The sequence below is a fragment of the Liquorilactobacillus satsumensis genome (genome assembly GCF_964065465.1).
Classification (GTDB): Bacteria; Bacillota; Bacilli; order Lactobacillales; family Lactobacillaceae; genus Liquorilactobacillus; species Liquorilactobacillus satsumensis.
In genome coordinates this window covers 1,301,834-1,315,651 of record NZ_OZ061606.1, presented here as the reverse complement: position 1 = coordinate 1,315,651, position 13,818 = coordinate 1,301,834, and the positions used below count along the sequence as shown (strand labels likewise).

At 40.7% G+C, this 13,818-nt stretch carries 12 protein-coding genes; 5 read left to right on the top strand and 7 right to left on the bottom strand.

The window, feature by feature from the left end; all coding sequences use genetic code 11:
* Nucleotides 1–38: 38 nt before the first annotated feature.
* The 5 genes from AB3Y88_RS06065 to AB3Y88_RS06045 all read right to left on the bottom strand — a co-directional run bounded on the left by AB3Y88_RS06065 (nucleotide 39) and on the right by AB3Y88_RS06045 (nucleotide 4,878).
* A complete protein-coding gene (locus tag AB3Y88_RS06065; protein WP_228887969.1) occupies nucleotides 39–806 on the bottom strand; it encodes an ABC transporter permease in 768 nt (255 codons plus the stop codon).
* On the bottom strand, nucleotides 781–1,707 hold the full coding sequence (locus AB3Y88_RS06060) for an ABC transporter ATP-binding protein (protein ID WP_228887968.1): 927 nt from the start codon (nucleotides 1,705–1,707) through the stop codon (nucleotides 781–783). The genes AB3Y88_RS06065 and AB3Y88_RS06060 overlap by 26 nt, the downstream gene beginning before the upstream one ends.
* A complete protein-coding gene (locus AB3Y88_RS06055; RefSeq protein ID WP_054757356.1) occupies nucleotides 1,707–1,919 on the bottom strand; it encodes a PLDc N-terminal domain-containing protein in 213 nt (70 codons plus the stop codon). The genes AB3Y88_RS06060 and AB3Y88_RS06055 overlap by 1 nt, the downstream gene beginning before the upstream one ends.
* Nucleotides 1,912–3,033 (bottom strand): helix-turn-helix domain-containing protein, encoded by a 1,122-nt coding sequence (locus tag AB3Y88_RS06050; protein WP_228887967.1) that lies wholly within the window; start codon nucleotides 3,031–3,033, stop codon nucleotides 1,912–1,914. The genes AB3Y88_RS06055 and AB3Y88_RS06050 overlap by 8 nt, the downstream gene beginning before the upstream one ends.
* Before the next feature lie 609 nt (nucleotides 3,034–3,642).
* The gene (locus AB3Y88_RS06045) at nucleotides 3,643–4,878 is read right to left on the bottom strand and encodes an OFA family MFS transporter (protein ID WP_228887966.1); all 1,236 of its coding nucleotides are present in this window, start codon (nucleotides 4,876–4,878) and stop codon (nucleotides 3,643–3,645) included.
* A 469-nt stretch (nucleotides 4,879–5,347) separates the two neighbouring features.
* Here AB3Y88_RS06045 and AB3Y88_RS06040 point away from each other — a divergent pair, with 469 nt between their 5' ends.
* The 3 genes from AB3Y88_RS06040 to AB3Y88_RS06030 all read left to right on the top strand — a co-directional run bounded on the left by AB3Y88_RS06040 (nucleotide 5,348) and on the right by AB3Y88_RS06030 (nucleotide 7,522).
* Complete coding sequence (locus tag AB3Y88_RS06040; protein WP_056961957.1) at nucleotides 5,348–6,289, top strand: hypothetical protein; 942 nt, start codon at nucleotides 5,348–5,350, stop codon at nucleotides 6,287–6,289.
* 406 nt (nucleotides 6,290–6,695) lie between these two features.
* On the top strand, nucleotides 6,696–7,364 hold the full coding sequence (locus tag AB3Y88_RS06035; protein ID WP_228887965.1) for a metal-dependent transcriptional regulator: 669 nt from the start codon (nucleotides 6,696–6,698) through the stop codon (nucleotides 7,362–7,364).
* Nucleotides 7,365–7,384: 20 nt separating this feature from the next.
* Nucleotides 7,385–7,522, top strand: coding sequence for a hypothetical protein (locus AB3Y88_RS06030; RefSeq protein ID WP_156653551.1), 138 nt, complete (start codon nucleotides 7,385–7,387; stop codon nucleotides 7,520–7,522).
* 389 nt (nucleotides 7,523–7,911) lie between these two features.
* On the opposite strand, the gene AB3Y88_RS06025 is transcribed toward AB3Y88_RS06030, so the two are convergent.
* Nucleotides 7,912–8,346 carry a universal stress protein gene (locus tag AB3Y88_RS06025; RefSeq protein WP_056961953.1) on the bottom strand — a complete coding sequence of 145 codons (435 nt, stop codon included), beginning with the start codon at nucleotides 8,344–8,346 and terminating at the stop codon, nucleotides 7,912–7,914.
* Between the two features lie 27 nt (nucleotides 8,347–8,373).
* Nucleotides 8,374–9,948 (bottom strand): Nramp family divalent metal transporter, encoded by a 1,575-nt coding sequence (locus AB3Y88_RS06020; protein WP_056961950.1) that lies wholly within the window; start codon nucleotides 9,946–9,948, stop codon nucleotides 8,374–8,376.
* A gap of 426 nt (nucleotides 9,949–10,374) precedes the next feature.
* Between AB3Y88_RS06020 and AB3Y88_RS06015 the strand changes: the two genes are divergently transcribed.
* Nucleotides 10,375–11,184 (top strand): MerR family transcriptional regulator, encoded by an 810-nt coding sequence (locus tag AB3Y88_RS06015; RefSeq protein WP_056961948.1) that lies wholly within the window; start codon nucleotides 10,375–10,377, stop codon nucleotides 11,182–11,184.
* A gap of 440 nt (nucleotides 11,185–11,624) precedes the next feature.
* Nucleotides 11,625–13,694, top strand: coding sequence for an NAD(P)/FAD-dependent oxidoreductase (locus AB3Y88_RS06010; RefSeq protein WP_056961946.1), 2,070 nt, complete (start codon nucleotides 11,625–11,627; stop codon nucleotides 13,692–13,694).
* Nucleotides 13,695–13,818 lie beyond the last annotated feature (124 nt).

The window sequence follows — 13,818 nt, the reverse complement described above, 5'->3', positions numbered from 1 at the left end:
AGGAAAAAGCTGATTAAGCAAATTCCTTGGCTTTTAATTTATATTTTCCGGTGATTTAGCAAAACGACAGTTCCTCCTAGTAAAAATAAAGAGGCTGCAATCGCGACTAACATGCCCGGCAGGAGCTGAGATAAGGGCTTTGTGCCCTGAAGAATTGCTAAATTATCTCCAATCAAAGAAAGTGGGTTATAGTTGTGGAGTTGTTTAACTAGATTGATTAGATAAAGGATTACGGTAATAAAGAGGGGAATCAGCAAACCGCCATAGTTATTTTGGCCTAAAGTTGAACCAAATAGAATTAATGCCAATAAGAAGATACCAAAGAGCAGCAGTGGGAGGAATCCTGCTAAAACAGCAGCGGGAGTTATTTTAGCAGGAAAATAATAGGCAGTATATCCCCAAGTTACAAACAAACTGAGGCTGAGTGCAACGGTCCATTGTAACAGCAGACTAAAATATTTGCTCAGGACAATTGTCCAACGTGGGAGTCCTTTAGTTACAAGATTAACTAAAGTATTTTTACTCAGTTCCTGACTCATTGTTCCGGCAAAAAGGATGGCAGTGACCAAGATTCCAAGCTGAGTTATCCCTTTATAAAATTGTTTCCAAGAATCAAACGCAGTTGGTTGCGGGAGCTGTAAATTGAGCGTATCATTCAAGCTTAACTTGATAATCGTCGGTGTAAGTTTTGCTACGAGTGGACTCATCAATGCTAAGATTAAAAAAAATGTTATCAGAGTCAAAAAACGATAAGTGCGCCAAGTTTCGACAAGTTCTTTTTCAAACATGATTGTCAGAATGCGCATTACCAGTCACCTCCAAAAATATTTGTTCAAGTGTGGGGCGCTTGTGTTGCAGAGCTATCGGGGTTACTGATGCTGTCAGCGTTTGTAATACTTGGTGTGCAGCATTAGTGTAGCTTCCCTGATAGTCAACCATTACGGTATTTTTAACTGCATAGGCAGGAAAATGAGCGAGGACCTGCATACAGCGCTTCGCGGTTGGTGTATCTGGAAAAGTTAACATGATTCGTGATCGACCATATTGGTTGCGCAGATCACTTAAGGGAGCACATTTTTGCATGCGTCCTGCATGAAGGATGCCCACGTAGTCACAAATCCTTTCTACGTCGCTAAGAATATGGGTTGAGAAAAGGACAGTTACTTTGCCGCGCAGAGTTGCCAAAAGTTCTAGAAACTCGTTGCGTCCTAGGGGATCGAGTGCACTGGTCGGTTCATCGCAGATTAAGAGCTGGGGTTCGTTTAGTAAAGCTTGTGCTATCCCGAGACGCTGCTTCATACCACGTGAAAAACCATGAATTCGCTGTTTCTTGGTTTTTAGACCAACGAGATTCAACATTTCTGCAATTCGCTGTTCGCGGTTAGCAACATGTGTAAGCCGTGCGCACATTGTCAGATACTCTGTAGCAGTCATGTAGTCATAAAAAGCCGGGACGTCTGGTAAGTACCCTGTGATTGAATTCGTCCGATTTCCACCAAAGGTAACTTCTTGACCCGCGAGGAGGATCGAGCCATGCTCACTTTTCTCCAAACCTAGTAGTAGACGCATGGTGGTTGTTTTGCCAGCCCCATTTTCACCTACGAAACCAAAGATTGAACCAGTTGGAATACTAAAGCTCAAATCTTGCAGGACATGGTGTGTGCCAAAAGATTTTTGCACATGTGCGAGTGTTACAAGAGCAGTCATTAGTTTTCACCTCTGCCAAATACAAAATAAGTAAGGGGACCAACGATTTGAATAAACAGAATTACAACAATCCAGAAAACTCGATTTCCAAAGCGATAATGTGAATGGCGTAAAGCATGAATAAGTGCTGCGAGCATCAAGCCGACCTCTAACAAAACAAGCGGGATGAATAAAGGTAAGTTAGTCATTAAAAGCTGCCAGTGATTATTCATAATTTTTTTGCTCCTTTAATTGTTGGCAAAGTGCAATCATCCGTGGGTCATCTTTGTAAGGTGCAAAGACGGTTCCTTGAAGTACGAAATTTTTTAGACTGGATTGAACCTGCGCTGGATCGCGTGGGAGCTGTGAACCGATGTCTAAGTGTTCCAACCAATCATCAATCAGATCAAAGTAGCGATCCCCATGCAATTTAACTGGAAATTTAGTTGCGGTGAAGATAGACACAAATTCAGTCAGAACTTCGAATAGCGCGGTTGTTTCGCGCTGCTGAGCAAATCCGGCTGCAGCGGACAGCTGTAAATTCATCATAGCTACGGGATGAAGTGTCTCGAAGTGAAAGCTGTGGGTGATATCTTGTGCATGCTGATAGGTTTGTGCAAAACGTTTCGGCTCGTTAAGCAGTACTTGCAGATAGTTGCAAAATTGACCTACCATGATTGTTAAATATTGAAAGAGTGAGCTTTGATAGATTGCTTGAGCAGCTTCTAGGTTGTTTTGGCGTTGAAAAGCTGCTGCAATCAGGTTCTCTACGGGAAGACAGGCTGGGGTACGTCTACCTAATAAAGCGAAGACTTCTTCATTATTTCCTAACATCAGCTGCGCATAACCCGCAAAGTCGTTAGCTTGCTTGATTAGTGTCAGCTCCTTAGCATTTTTAAACACATGAATAAAAAGGTCCTTTGCTTCGGAAACATAATGCTGCAACTTTTCCGGTTCATCTTTTCCGGGAAGTAAATCGTAGTGATTAAGTAGCAGCAATCCCATTTGTTGGATAAAAGGGTAACAGGCATAGTAACGCCGAACAAAGCTGTGAATTTTGCGCAGCACTTCCTCAGCTGTTTCGGTTTCAAAGGAAGTTTTGAGTGCGGCATAAATTGTTTGAATTTCTTTCGCGGATAACTGTGGTTGATAATTCAACAAGTCGTCAATGCGCAAATCGAAATATGCGGCTAGTGCAGGAAGTAATGTGATGTCTGGGTAGGTTTGTCCAGTCTCCCATTTAGAAACAGCCGCTTTGGAGACACCGATAAAATCAGCTAATTGTTGTTGTGTAATTCCTTTTTGCTTACGTTGAGCTGTTAGAACTGGTCCAATATAAAGTTGCATGTTACAGGGCTCCTTTCTGTATATTAATAATTTTACGGCCTAAAAAGAGGAAAGTATATGGAGCCTTAGGCAACTAATCGAACTAAAAGTCAACTATTAGGAAACTGTGTTTGCAGGAGTGATGACAGGGCTTATCTTTAATACATAAAGAATGGAATAGCGGATCAAAGTCGTGGGCAAGCGGATTTGCAATCAATAAAAGAAAGTGCGCTAACAGGCGGTTAGTTGACGCACGTTTCAGCACTCGCTGTTTGGAAATTAAGGGCACTAAAATAACAAGAATAGGGCATTGGTTCGGGGACGAAAAAGCTTGTTTCCGAACCAATACCCGCTATTCTTTAGCATAAATTGTTTATTTAATAATATTTTTATTGACAAGACGTAGAAAAAAGGGGCTGTGACAAAAGTTAAATTTTGTCACAGCCCCTATTTTATTCCGGATAAACGTGTTCCATAAGTCAAAATTCTCCGTCTAACTTCGAATTACTCATAGCAAGGTACTCGCTATGTTCGTAATTTCGAGTTAGTACTCAAATTTTCCCGACTTATGTCACACTTTCTTTTAAGTTACCGGTACACCCCGTAGCCTGTAAAACCAAGTGCTAGAGTTTAAAGCTCGCTGTCTACTAGCTTTGTACTTAAAGCAAAATTGCGTCGAATTAGAAATGAAACCACTAATGCAAGTAAATCAATAACGATGAAAGCGATGAGAGTCAAGGTGTAGTTATGGAACAGTTGATGGGTGAGGGAAAGGAGCACGGGACCAACAATTCCAGCTGCAGCCCAAGCAGTTAGAACGTAACCATGGACGGCACCGAGTTCCTTAGTTCCAAAGACATCACCAAGATAAGCTGGGATGACAGAAAAACCAGCACCATAGCAAGACAGCAACAAGCAAAGTGCGCTTACAAAAATAATTTGTGATTGGAAGGAAAGTAACAGTGTCAGCATGGCCACATTGATTATAAAAATGGCGCTGAAAGTTGCAGGCCTGCCAATGTAATCGGAAAGGGTGGCCCAGACTAGGCGGCCAAAGCCATTAAAGAGCCCGATAATACCGACCATGACTGCAGCTGTTTGAACTGACATTCCAGTCATACTTTGTGCCATGGGGGAAGCTGCCGAAACTAAGCCGATTCCGCATGTAATGTTAATAAAGAACATTATCCAGAGAAAGACAAATGACTTTGTTTTCAAGGCCTGATTGGCGGTTAATTCAGGTCCAGTGGTCAAACGCGTACCGCTTTTGAGCTTGTGTCCGGCAGGATTTGCGATTGTAGTTCGTGGACGAACGATAAATTGTGCGGCGACTAACATCACAATGAAATCCGCTGCACCCAGCAAATAAAATGTTTGTTCAAGTCCGACTGTGACCATGAGCTGTTGTGCAATCGGGCCGGTTAACAGAGCTGCAAAACCAAACCCCATGATTGCCAACCCAGTTGATAAGCCACGTTTGTCAGGGAACCATTTAATAATAGTTGAAACAGGTGTGACATAACCTGAACCCAGACCTAGACCACCGATTACACCATAAGCAATGTAGAGCAGCCACAAAGATTTTTGATGAATAGCGAGCCCGGTCATAATAGTTCCAGTACCATAAAGGAAACTAGCAAGGGTACCGGTTAAACGCGGACCAAACTTTTCGACAGCTCGTCCCATAAAGGCCGCTGACAGTCCTAAGAAAAAAATGGCAATACTAAAAGCAAATGCGACTGACGACTCTGCCCATCCGGTTTGTTTTGCAATTGGATTAGTGAAAACACTCCAAGCATAAACTGAACCAATCATTAAATGGAATATGATGCCTGCAGCTGCTACTAGATAACGATTTGTTTTCAAATTTTCTTCCCCCGTTTATTAGCAAATTGGCAATTCAGTTTGAACAATCACGTACAAGTTGTACACAACTAATTTATATTGTTAGCATATTTAGATTGTAGCATACGATAAAACATTAAAAAAGAGTTTTTTTATTGTTAAAAACGAACTTTATCTCAAAATTAGCTCTGCTTGTTAGCTAGAATTTAAAAAGTTGTCAGAACTAAAAAACTAATGTAGGAGTAAAAGAAGTTAAAATTCTTTGAAGGGGGAGGAATGTGAACTGAATAGGAGCGTTTCACGTGGAACGTTAAATTGTTGAGGTGTGACAAAGGGGATTAAGTGAATTGCGCAAAGATGACTTTTTGATGAATCGAATGTAACAACTTCTTGAACATTCTGGGCAGTCACGTTATTGAAGAGTCTTTTGTGCTAAGATGAAGATGCTGCTTGAAGTTTTGAGCAAGAATTAACGAAATCGGGGTTGTTCATGGTGAAGGGAAGTTTAAAGGGCTCAATCAAGAGCTATCTAGGCGAACTTGGTCCACAGATAAAAAATAATTGGTTGACTGCGGGACTATTGTATGTTGTTGTCACAGTAACGATGTGTGTGTTAGTGCTATTTGATGGCATTTTGTTGAAGTTTGGTTTATCCACTTTAGCATCGGCAGTTACACTTTTACTTTATGGTGCAAACTATGGTTCATTGTTAATCGGGGTTGCTGCATTTATTTTAGGCTTATTTTTCTTAGTAGTATTAGAAATTTTCAGTTTTTATATCGCAGTTGCAATTCAATTTAGCATCCAAGATGTTAATCGCGGAGTGCAGACCAGAGTAAGCTTTCAAGATACATGGCGCAGAATTAAACAGATGAATAAGAACCAACTTTTACGCTTGTTCTGTTATAATTCGCTGTTTATTTTCTTATGGTTGTTGCCAGTGCTGATTTTGAAGTCTTTATTTGGTGGAATTCAAATTGTAGCTTATCTGTTACAACTCGTGGCTTTTGGAGTGCTTGTATGGAAGAGACTGGAATATTCGCAAAGTCTCTTTTTATACCGAGAAAAGCAACCGCAATTTCTGGGACAGTCGCAAAGGCATGCATTAACAGCTAGTCGCCGTTTTATGAAGAAGGCTAAATTGCGTTTGTTAGGGCAATTATTGTTAGCTGCGCTTCCTTTGGTAGTGTGGATTGCAATCTGGGGAGTTGTAATGTACTTTGGCTTTTATATCTGGGAACCAATTATGATCTATGGCGGCCCGTTGCTCAGTGTCCTAGGGGTATGTTTCTATCTGCCGCTTTTCCAACTGATTTTAGCAAGGTTTTATGAACAAAACAAAAATGCGCAGTTGCTTGAAACTGCTTTTCATAAAACTTTCAAGCCTGTCGAGCAGTTGACTGGTGAAGCATACCGTAAAAATGTAAATTAGCAAACGCATCGGTTGTGGTGGGCGCCTTACGCTGAGCCACGAAACAACTTACATGTTATAAACCAAAAAGAGTTCGGGACCAAAAAGTCGCGCACTCTTTTTTTGCGTCCTTGTTTCCAAACAACTAGTGCTGAAACGTGTACCAAAAGACAGTTGGTTACACTTACCCCCGTAAGTCAGACAAGCCAATCGCGGAATTATTATGCGCCTTATGCTGTTAATTTTCGCCAACTAAACGCCTGTTATCGCACTTTCTTTTTTTGTGTTAGCACATTTTCTGATTTTGGGAAGCTTTTTTTAAAATTACTCAAAGCCGTCGCATTTTAACGGCAACGTGACTTGTATCTTAAAGTTTTATAGTCTAAAATAATAACTTAGGGATACCATAAAAACAAGGGGCCATATTATGAGAACAGCTATAGATAATTACCTTAAAGCAATTTTTGAATGCAGCTTGTCAACTAAAAGGACTACCAATAAGCAGGTGGCTTGTTATTTAAAAATTGCACCAGCATCGGTCAATGGAATAGTTAAAAAAATGGAGCAGCATGGTTTGGCATATCAGAGACCGTATGGCCCGATTATGCTGAGTACTAAGGGGATGCAGCGGGCGTTAGTGCTGATGCAACGCTATCGGCTTTGCGAGGCGTGGTTAGTGCATGACTTTGAGCTGCCATTAACAACGATTCCGCACCAAGCATGGGAAATTGCAGATTTTGATGATGCGCAGCTGGTCCAACAGTTGAATCAGTATCTGGATTATCCAAAGGCGAGTCCTTTTGGTGGGGCTATCCAAAATGTCGATCAGATAGTTAATGATGGAAGTCAGCCGTTAATTAATTTTGAAGCAGGACAAACGGTCAGACTTTGCAGCTACCTTGAATCCGAAAATACTATTAACTATTTTCAAAATATAGGATTAAGTCTCCAACAGACGTTAACGGTTGGTGAGTATAATCCGCAAAAACAAACGATCGCAGTAACTGATCGGAATGCAAGAACGCTGAAAATTAGTGAAAAAATTGGAGAGTACATCTATGTCTCTCTTGTAAAAAATACAATTGTTGTTGATTAGATGTGAAAGGAGGTGGCAAAATGACAACCGCGGAAAAAGAACTTATTTGCACACGGATCGACGATGTTAAAGTTGTTGTTGGTGAGAAGGCAACCTTATCGCCAGCAACTTTTGTTAATATTTTAAATGCGTTAAAACAGGATATCAGTACTATTTAAACGCAGCAAAGTGGATAAATTAATATTAAGATGTACGCAGTCGTGCAAAGAAACATTAATTTATCGATTTTGAAATTTTCGTTAAGCTTGTTAAGTACAGCAGCGTAAAGTTAAGGGGTTGTGACAAAAGTTAAATTTTGTCACAACCCCTTTTTTATTCCGAATAAACGTGTTCCATAAGTCAAAATTTTCCGTCTAACTTCGAATTACTCATAGCAAAGTACTCACGATGTTCGTAATTTCGAGTTAGTACTCAAATTTTCCCGACTTATGTCACACACTCTTTTTTGTATTAATGTGTTCCCATCAAGCAGTTTTCTATGGCTAAACCTGCATTGATGCTTGAACCGAGTGTCAGCACTTCTTGATAATGTACTTTTCTCAGTAACTTAACGTACAACTAAAACCGAAGTGGGGGAATACTTTGCCATATAGGCAGCTTGGCTTCCAAAATGACGTCGAATTCCCTTCTTTGATTCCGAACCAATGATTAGCAAGTCTGGATCGACTTGGGGAATAATTTCTTTTACGATTGTTTCACCAGCATCACCTTCACCAACAATGGTCCGGACGTTTGTGACTCCGGCAGCTAAGGCCCTTTGGCGATAATCAAGAATATGTTCTTCAAGATCTTCACGTTTACCATGAATATAATCTTTGTCCATTGCTTGATAAACGCTTAGTTCATCACTTTCTAAGACTGAAGTAATGATGAGTTCGGCCCCTTCGTCTTTAGCACGTTTAATGGCATAATCAAAGGCCAGCAACGCGTCAGCAGAGTCATCCACGCCAACTAAAAATTTCTGTATTTTTCCTTTGTTCATTTTTGCTCTCCTCTAAAAAATTAACTTTTAAGCTTCTGCTTCTAAATGGACTTTTCTAAGACGCTGATCACCACGATATAGGTCAACGACTGTCCAGATAAGAAGGATTAAGATGCAGACAATTAAGACATACGCGATGTTATCGGCAAGTGCAATTTGGGCCTTAGTTGCATTATCACCGAAGAAACCTTCAATTGAGCCAGGGAGGCCCTTCATGTTCAAATAGGTTAGCCCAATTACGGAAATCCAACCTAATACTTTAACCCAAAGAGTGTTCTTAAAACGGGCGCTCATTTCAACATCGCTATTGGTGAGCATTAATAACGGCAGCATTGAAAAAGGTAGCGCAAATGCTAAGAAGACTTGGGAGTTATTCATTAACGTATTAATTGCTTCATGTTGTTTGATGGCACTTTCGTTGCTGGTTAAAGAAACACAAATTAAAACAGGAATTACAGAAATTAGGCGGGTTACTAGGCGGCGTGCCCACAGCGGCATTTTCATATGTACAAAGCCTTCCATAATGACCTGACCAGTTAGTGTTCCAGTAATGGTCGAGTTTTGACCGGATGCCAACAACGCAACCGCAAATAAGATCGATAGGATACCTGACTTGGCGACAGTAATTAGGAGGCCGTTACTCAGAGCCGAAGTATCTGATAATGCTTGGAATAATCCGAAGAATGAAGGATCTTTAACTGCGCCTGATTTAAAGACTGCCACACCCATGATTAACAGTAAGGAGTTAACTACAAAGGCCAATGTCAATTGAATGTTTGAGTCCCAAGTTGAAAATCTAACTGTGCGTGCCACGTCTTCTTCATCATTATGATCAATTTTTCTCGTTTGAGAAATAGCTGAATGCAGGTAGAGATTATGCGGCATTACGGTTGCGCCGATAATCCCCAAGGCTCCATTAATAGGCGTCATTCCACCGACGGTTGGAGAACTGGCAAAAGTTTCACCTGTAGGAATGAAACCTTTAAACATTGCAGCCCAATTAGGGTTGGAGAGTGCCACTTGGTAGACAAAAACTACTAAAATCACCAAGATTAAGCAGACTACAATGGCTTCGATTTTTCGAAAACCGATTTTAGTTAATAAAAGTAATAATAAAACATCAAAAACTGTTAAGAACACAGAAATCACAAGAGGAATGTGAAATAAAAGATAAAGTGCGATCGCAGCTCCGATTACCTCTGCAATATCGGTCGCCATAATGGCTAATTCAGTTAAAATCCAGAGGATAATTCCTAAGGCTTTGCCGGTTCTTGCACGAATCGCCTGTGCTAAATCCATCTGACTTACAATGCCCAGTTTAGCAGCCATATATTGTAATAACATGGCAATTAAACTTGACATTAAAATGACAGAAATTAAAAGAAATTGAAAGTTTTGACCACCAGTAATTGAAGTTGACCAGTTACCAGGATCCATATAGCCCACAGCTACTAGGGCACCTGGGCCGGAGTACATAAATAAAGTCTTTAGGAAACCTTTTCCTTTTGGAACCTCTACTGTGCCGTTAATCTCTTCTAGTGAAGGACCATTAGCGTATTCTATTAAATGATGTTTGCGCGGACTATCCGCCTTTTTACCCATAGGTAATACCACCTTTCTTAATTTGGACCATTCACATTGTACAACAGTTTCAGCTTATTTCAAATAAAAATTAGGGATGCTTAAAAAAACAAAAAGGGTAAGTGAACTAAAAAGATCGTTTATTTGAAACGTGGGAGCTCTTCCATATAATTTAAAATAATCGCTTTTAAAGAATCAGGTTGAGCGAAAAATGCTAAGCTGTCTAGTTGTCTGGTTATTGCCGTTATAGAGCTTCTCATCGAAACCCGGACGCGTTAGAATAATAGTTGAATTAGAATTGATCTAAATGGACAGTGGCAAAAGCTCAATTGTTTTGAAGAAAGAGACTTTTACCTGAACTAATAGTTGAATAATCAACATTTAGGGTAATGAACTGTTCTGAATAATCGGTAGTTTACTTTATCAAGGATAATTGGAGCGATTTTTATGGAAAAATTATTTAAAATCAAACACGTGGCTAGGTTACTGAATATGTCTTCAGATTCGATCCGATTTTACGAGAAAAAAAGGATTGTGACTCCTTTACGAGACACACAGAATGCTTATCGGGGTTTTCGGCAAGAAGATATCTGGAGACTGTATGATTGTAAAATTCTGCAATCAATGGGTTTTTCAATCGCTGAAGTTACAACGATTATGAACAACGTCTGTCGAACAGATTATAATGACATGCTTGAACATAAAGAGACTGAACTAGAGCACCAAATTAGGGTTTATCAGGAAATGTTACAGGAGATCAGGCGAGTTCAAGCGGTTGCTCCAGCGATAGCACAGTCTCAAAATGTCTGTTATATTCAAGACAGTCCGCATCTTTATGCTCTGTGTTACACAAGAAATGGGGAGCTTGATTCCAAGTCGATTGAAAATAAATTCTTTAAAACTGCACTACAGCACTACTCGGCTTTTTTACCAATTGCAATTATTCCCTTCAAGCGTGCATGTTGTGAAAGATCTCTTTGGGAAAACAGCTATGGTTTTTGCATAGATGCTAAAATAGCGGATGAGTATGGGATTGCTACGCAACAACAAGTAATAGAATATCTGCCTAGACGCAGCGTTTACGTACTCGTAGAAGCAAAGCCGGGGCTTAATGTACAGACTTTGAAGTTTGCCTACACTTGGATGGCTGAGCATAATTTGAAGCTCACTGGGGATATAATTGGCAGAATGCTCCGGTTTGATTATGGGCGCTCAGGTGCGACCCGCATCTATGAAGTTTGGCTGCCAATCGATTAGCTGAGTAGCCGCTGAAAACTTGCTGCACCTAAGCCAAGATTCAGAATACAGTGAAATCCTCGTCAATTAAATAGTGCTGAGGATTCTTTTTAAAAAAGTATTGACCTTAGAATAGTTCTATACTTCACAATATGATAAAAGATGTTGTTGCTATAATTGCTCATAGATTAACAATATCTTTTACGCACAGCAGATTGATGAAGTAGCAAGTGCGACTCAACTGCACAGCACGTTTAGTGCAACGTTTATTTAGTATTACGGAGTTATAGGAGACTACTGTATTTTTTTGTTATAGGAACTGTTTATTAAAACAGGACGGGTTTTTTTAACCGAGTAAATGAAACCTCTTTCACATAAAAGGTTTTATGTAGTCAAAGCCCGTGCAGAGTTTAGTTAAGCAGGTCTTAGAGACTGATTAAAGAAAAGGAGCGAAGAAGCTAATGAGATATGAAAACTTAGTAAAGCCAGGCAGAATCGGGACTATGCGGCTGAGAAATCGCATGATTATGCCACCCATGGAGACTTGGATGGCTACCAGAGACGGAATGGTAACCGATAAAGTTGTTAATTATTATGGTCGCAGGGCTGAAGGTGGAGTGGCTTTGGTTACTACCGAAATGATCAATACCACCCCAGGAACAATGGCATTTCCGGGAGAACTGACCTTGGCTGAAGATTCTTATATGCCGGGGATGAGCAGACTCGCGCGGACGATTCATGCGGGAGGTGCACGTGCATCTTTGCAATTGTGTCATGCGGGAGTCTTTGCTCACAACATCACTTCTGATTTGCCGGCATTTACACCTTCAGGGATTGGCACGTTTCAATTACCTGGAGCTAAGTTGAAAGTGATGACTAAAGCAGAAATTGCACAAGTAGTTGAGGATTATGGGCTGGCCGCTGCACGTGCAAAAACGTGCGGTTTTGATGCAGTTGAGATTCATGGGGCACATGGGTATTTGGTGAATGAATTTTTGTCAGGCTACTACAACAAGCGTACTGATGAATATGGCGGAAGTTTGGAGAATCGGGCGCGGTTTGCACTTGAAATTATTGCCTCGATTCAGAAACACTGTGGCCGCAAGTTTCCAATTATTTTCAGACTGCCCGGAGAGGAATATCTTGCGACTGGGATTACACTAGAGGTTGCTAAGCAATACAGCCAGCTCTTTGAAAAAGCAGGAGTAGCAGCAGTTCATGTAACGATCGGGACTTTGGAATCCAAATATGATGATTACATGGATGTGATGCGAGATAAGAAGAAACCGGAAGGCAACTTTCTTTCCAAAGGAGTCAGTTCATCTGTTTGGATTCCACCGTGCTACAGCCCCAGAGGAAGCGCATTGCCAATGGCTGCTGCAATCAAAAAAGTGGTTAAGATTCCAGTCATTGCTGTAAATAGTATTAGTCCTGAAATGGGAGAAAAGACACTTGCAGCCGGGAATGCAGACTTTGTTGCTTTAGGACGACAAAGTATCGCAGATCCTGATTATCCTAAAAAGGTAATGGAAGGCAGAGGAGAAGATATCCGACGTTGTTTGAGATGCAATGAATGTCAAGGTTCGGGGATGGAATGGCAGAGTATTCAATGTTCTGTAAACCCTGAGGTCAGTATGGAATATTCCAACTTTGCGGATGTCAAACCAGCAGAAACAAAACGTCGGATTGCAGTGATCGGGTCTGGGCCTGCCGGAATGGAGGCTGCACTCACAGCCAGCAAGCGTGGACATGAGGTAGTTTTATTCGAAAAATCTAATCGATTGGGTGGATTACTGCATTTTGTCGGCAAACCGGATTTTAAAGCAGATTATAGAGCGTACACCCAGTACATGATTCATATGGTTGAAAAATCAAGAATTGACGTGCGGTTAAACACGGAATTTAACATGGAAATGCTCCAAGATCAGCATTTTGACAAGTATATTGTGGCAACAGGTTCCGAACATTTTGTACCTAATATTCCAGGCGCACACGAGAGCCATATTCTTAATCCAATGGATGTACTAGATGATGAATATCCGCAAGACGCGCATAGCTTTGTAGTTGCCGGCGCAGGTTTGGTTGGCTGTGAAGTTTCAATGTATTTGGCTGAAAAGGGTTACCAAGTCACGATGACTGATATCTTGCCTGAAGCCGGCATGGCTGTAATGTACTATGCAAGGTGGGCACTTGATGCCAAAATGAAAGAAGACGGAATTAAGATTGAACTGAGAAATAAGATTCTTTCAATGGACGATGACAAAATTACTTGTTTGGCTGATAAAAATCGAAAACCGTATGCGGCGCTCTCTGAAAAATTACCACCTGATCCGACTGCTGATTTTGATGGTAAGCAGGTTGAATATAAAGCCGATGCAGTTATCTGTGCATTAGGAATGCGTTCCAATGATCCGTTGTCGGAGCAATTGATCAATGCTGGGGTAGCGGTCGAAGTAATTGGAGATGCGGTTAAACCAAGGAAGATCATGAATGCTGTGCAAGAAGGTTTTCAAGCAGGAAGACGGGCCTAGTCAAATTTGATGCTTTCCAATTTGACTGCTAGCATTATACATTTCTTAGAAATTTAAGCTATAAAAAGAACCGCTGCTTTGTGGACATGAAAACATGACGCAAAGTAGCGGTTTTTTTAATGTT

Excerpts from the sequence above, each read along its gene's own strand:
- AB3Y88_RS06065 (WP_228887969.1), bottom strand. The coding sequence starts at position 806 with ATGCGCATTCTGACAATCATGTTTGAAAAAGAACTTGTCGAAACTTGG.
- AB3Y88_RS06060 (WP_228887968.1), bottom strand. The coding sequence starts at position 1,707 with ATGACTGCTCTTGTAACACTCGCACATGTGCAAAAATCTTTTGGCACA.
- AB3Y88_RS06055 (WP_054757356.1), bottom strand. The coding sequence starts at position 1,919 with ATGAATAATCACTGGCAGCTTTTAATGACTAACTTACCTTTATTCATC.
- AB3Y88_RS06050 (WP_228887967.1), bottom strand. The coding sequence starts at position 3,033 with ATGCAACTTTATATTGGACCAGTTCTAACAGCTCAACGTAAGCAAAAA.
- AB3Y88_RS06040 (WP_056961957.1), top strand. The coding sequence starts at position 5,348 with ATGGTGAAGGGAAGTTTAAAGGGCTCAATCAAGAGCTATCTAGGCGAA.
- AB3Y88_RS06035 (WP_228887965.1), top strand. The coding sequence starts at position 6,696 with ATGAGAACAGCTATAGATAATTACCTTAAAGCAATTTTTGAATGCAGC.
- AB3Y88_RS06030 (WP_156653551.1), top strand. The coding sequence starts at position 7,385 with ATGACAACCGCGGAAAAAGAACTTATTTGCACACGGATCGACGATGTT.
- AB3Y88_RS06025 (WP_056961953.1), bottom strand. The coding sequence starts at position 8,346 with ATGAACAAAGGAAAAATACAGAAATTTTTAGTTGGCGTGGATGACTCT.
- AB3Y88_RS06020 (WP_056961950.1), bottom strand. The coding sequence starts at position 9,948 with ATGGGTAAAAAGGCGGATAGTCCGCGCAAACATCATTTAATAGAATAC.
- AB3Y88_RS06015 (WP_056961948.1), top strand. The coding sequence starts at position 10,375 with ATGGAAAAATTATTTAAAATCAAACACGTGGCTAGGTTACTGAATATG.
- AB3Y88_RS06010 (WP_056961946.1), top strand. The coding sequence starts at position 11,625 with ATGAGATATGAAAACTTAGTAAAGCCAGGCAGAATCGGGACTATGCGG.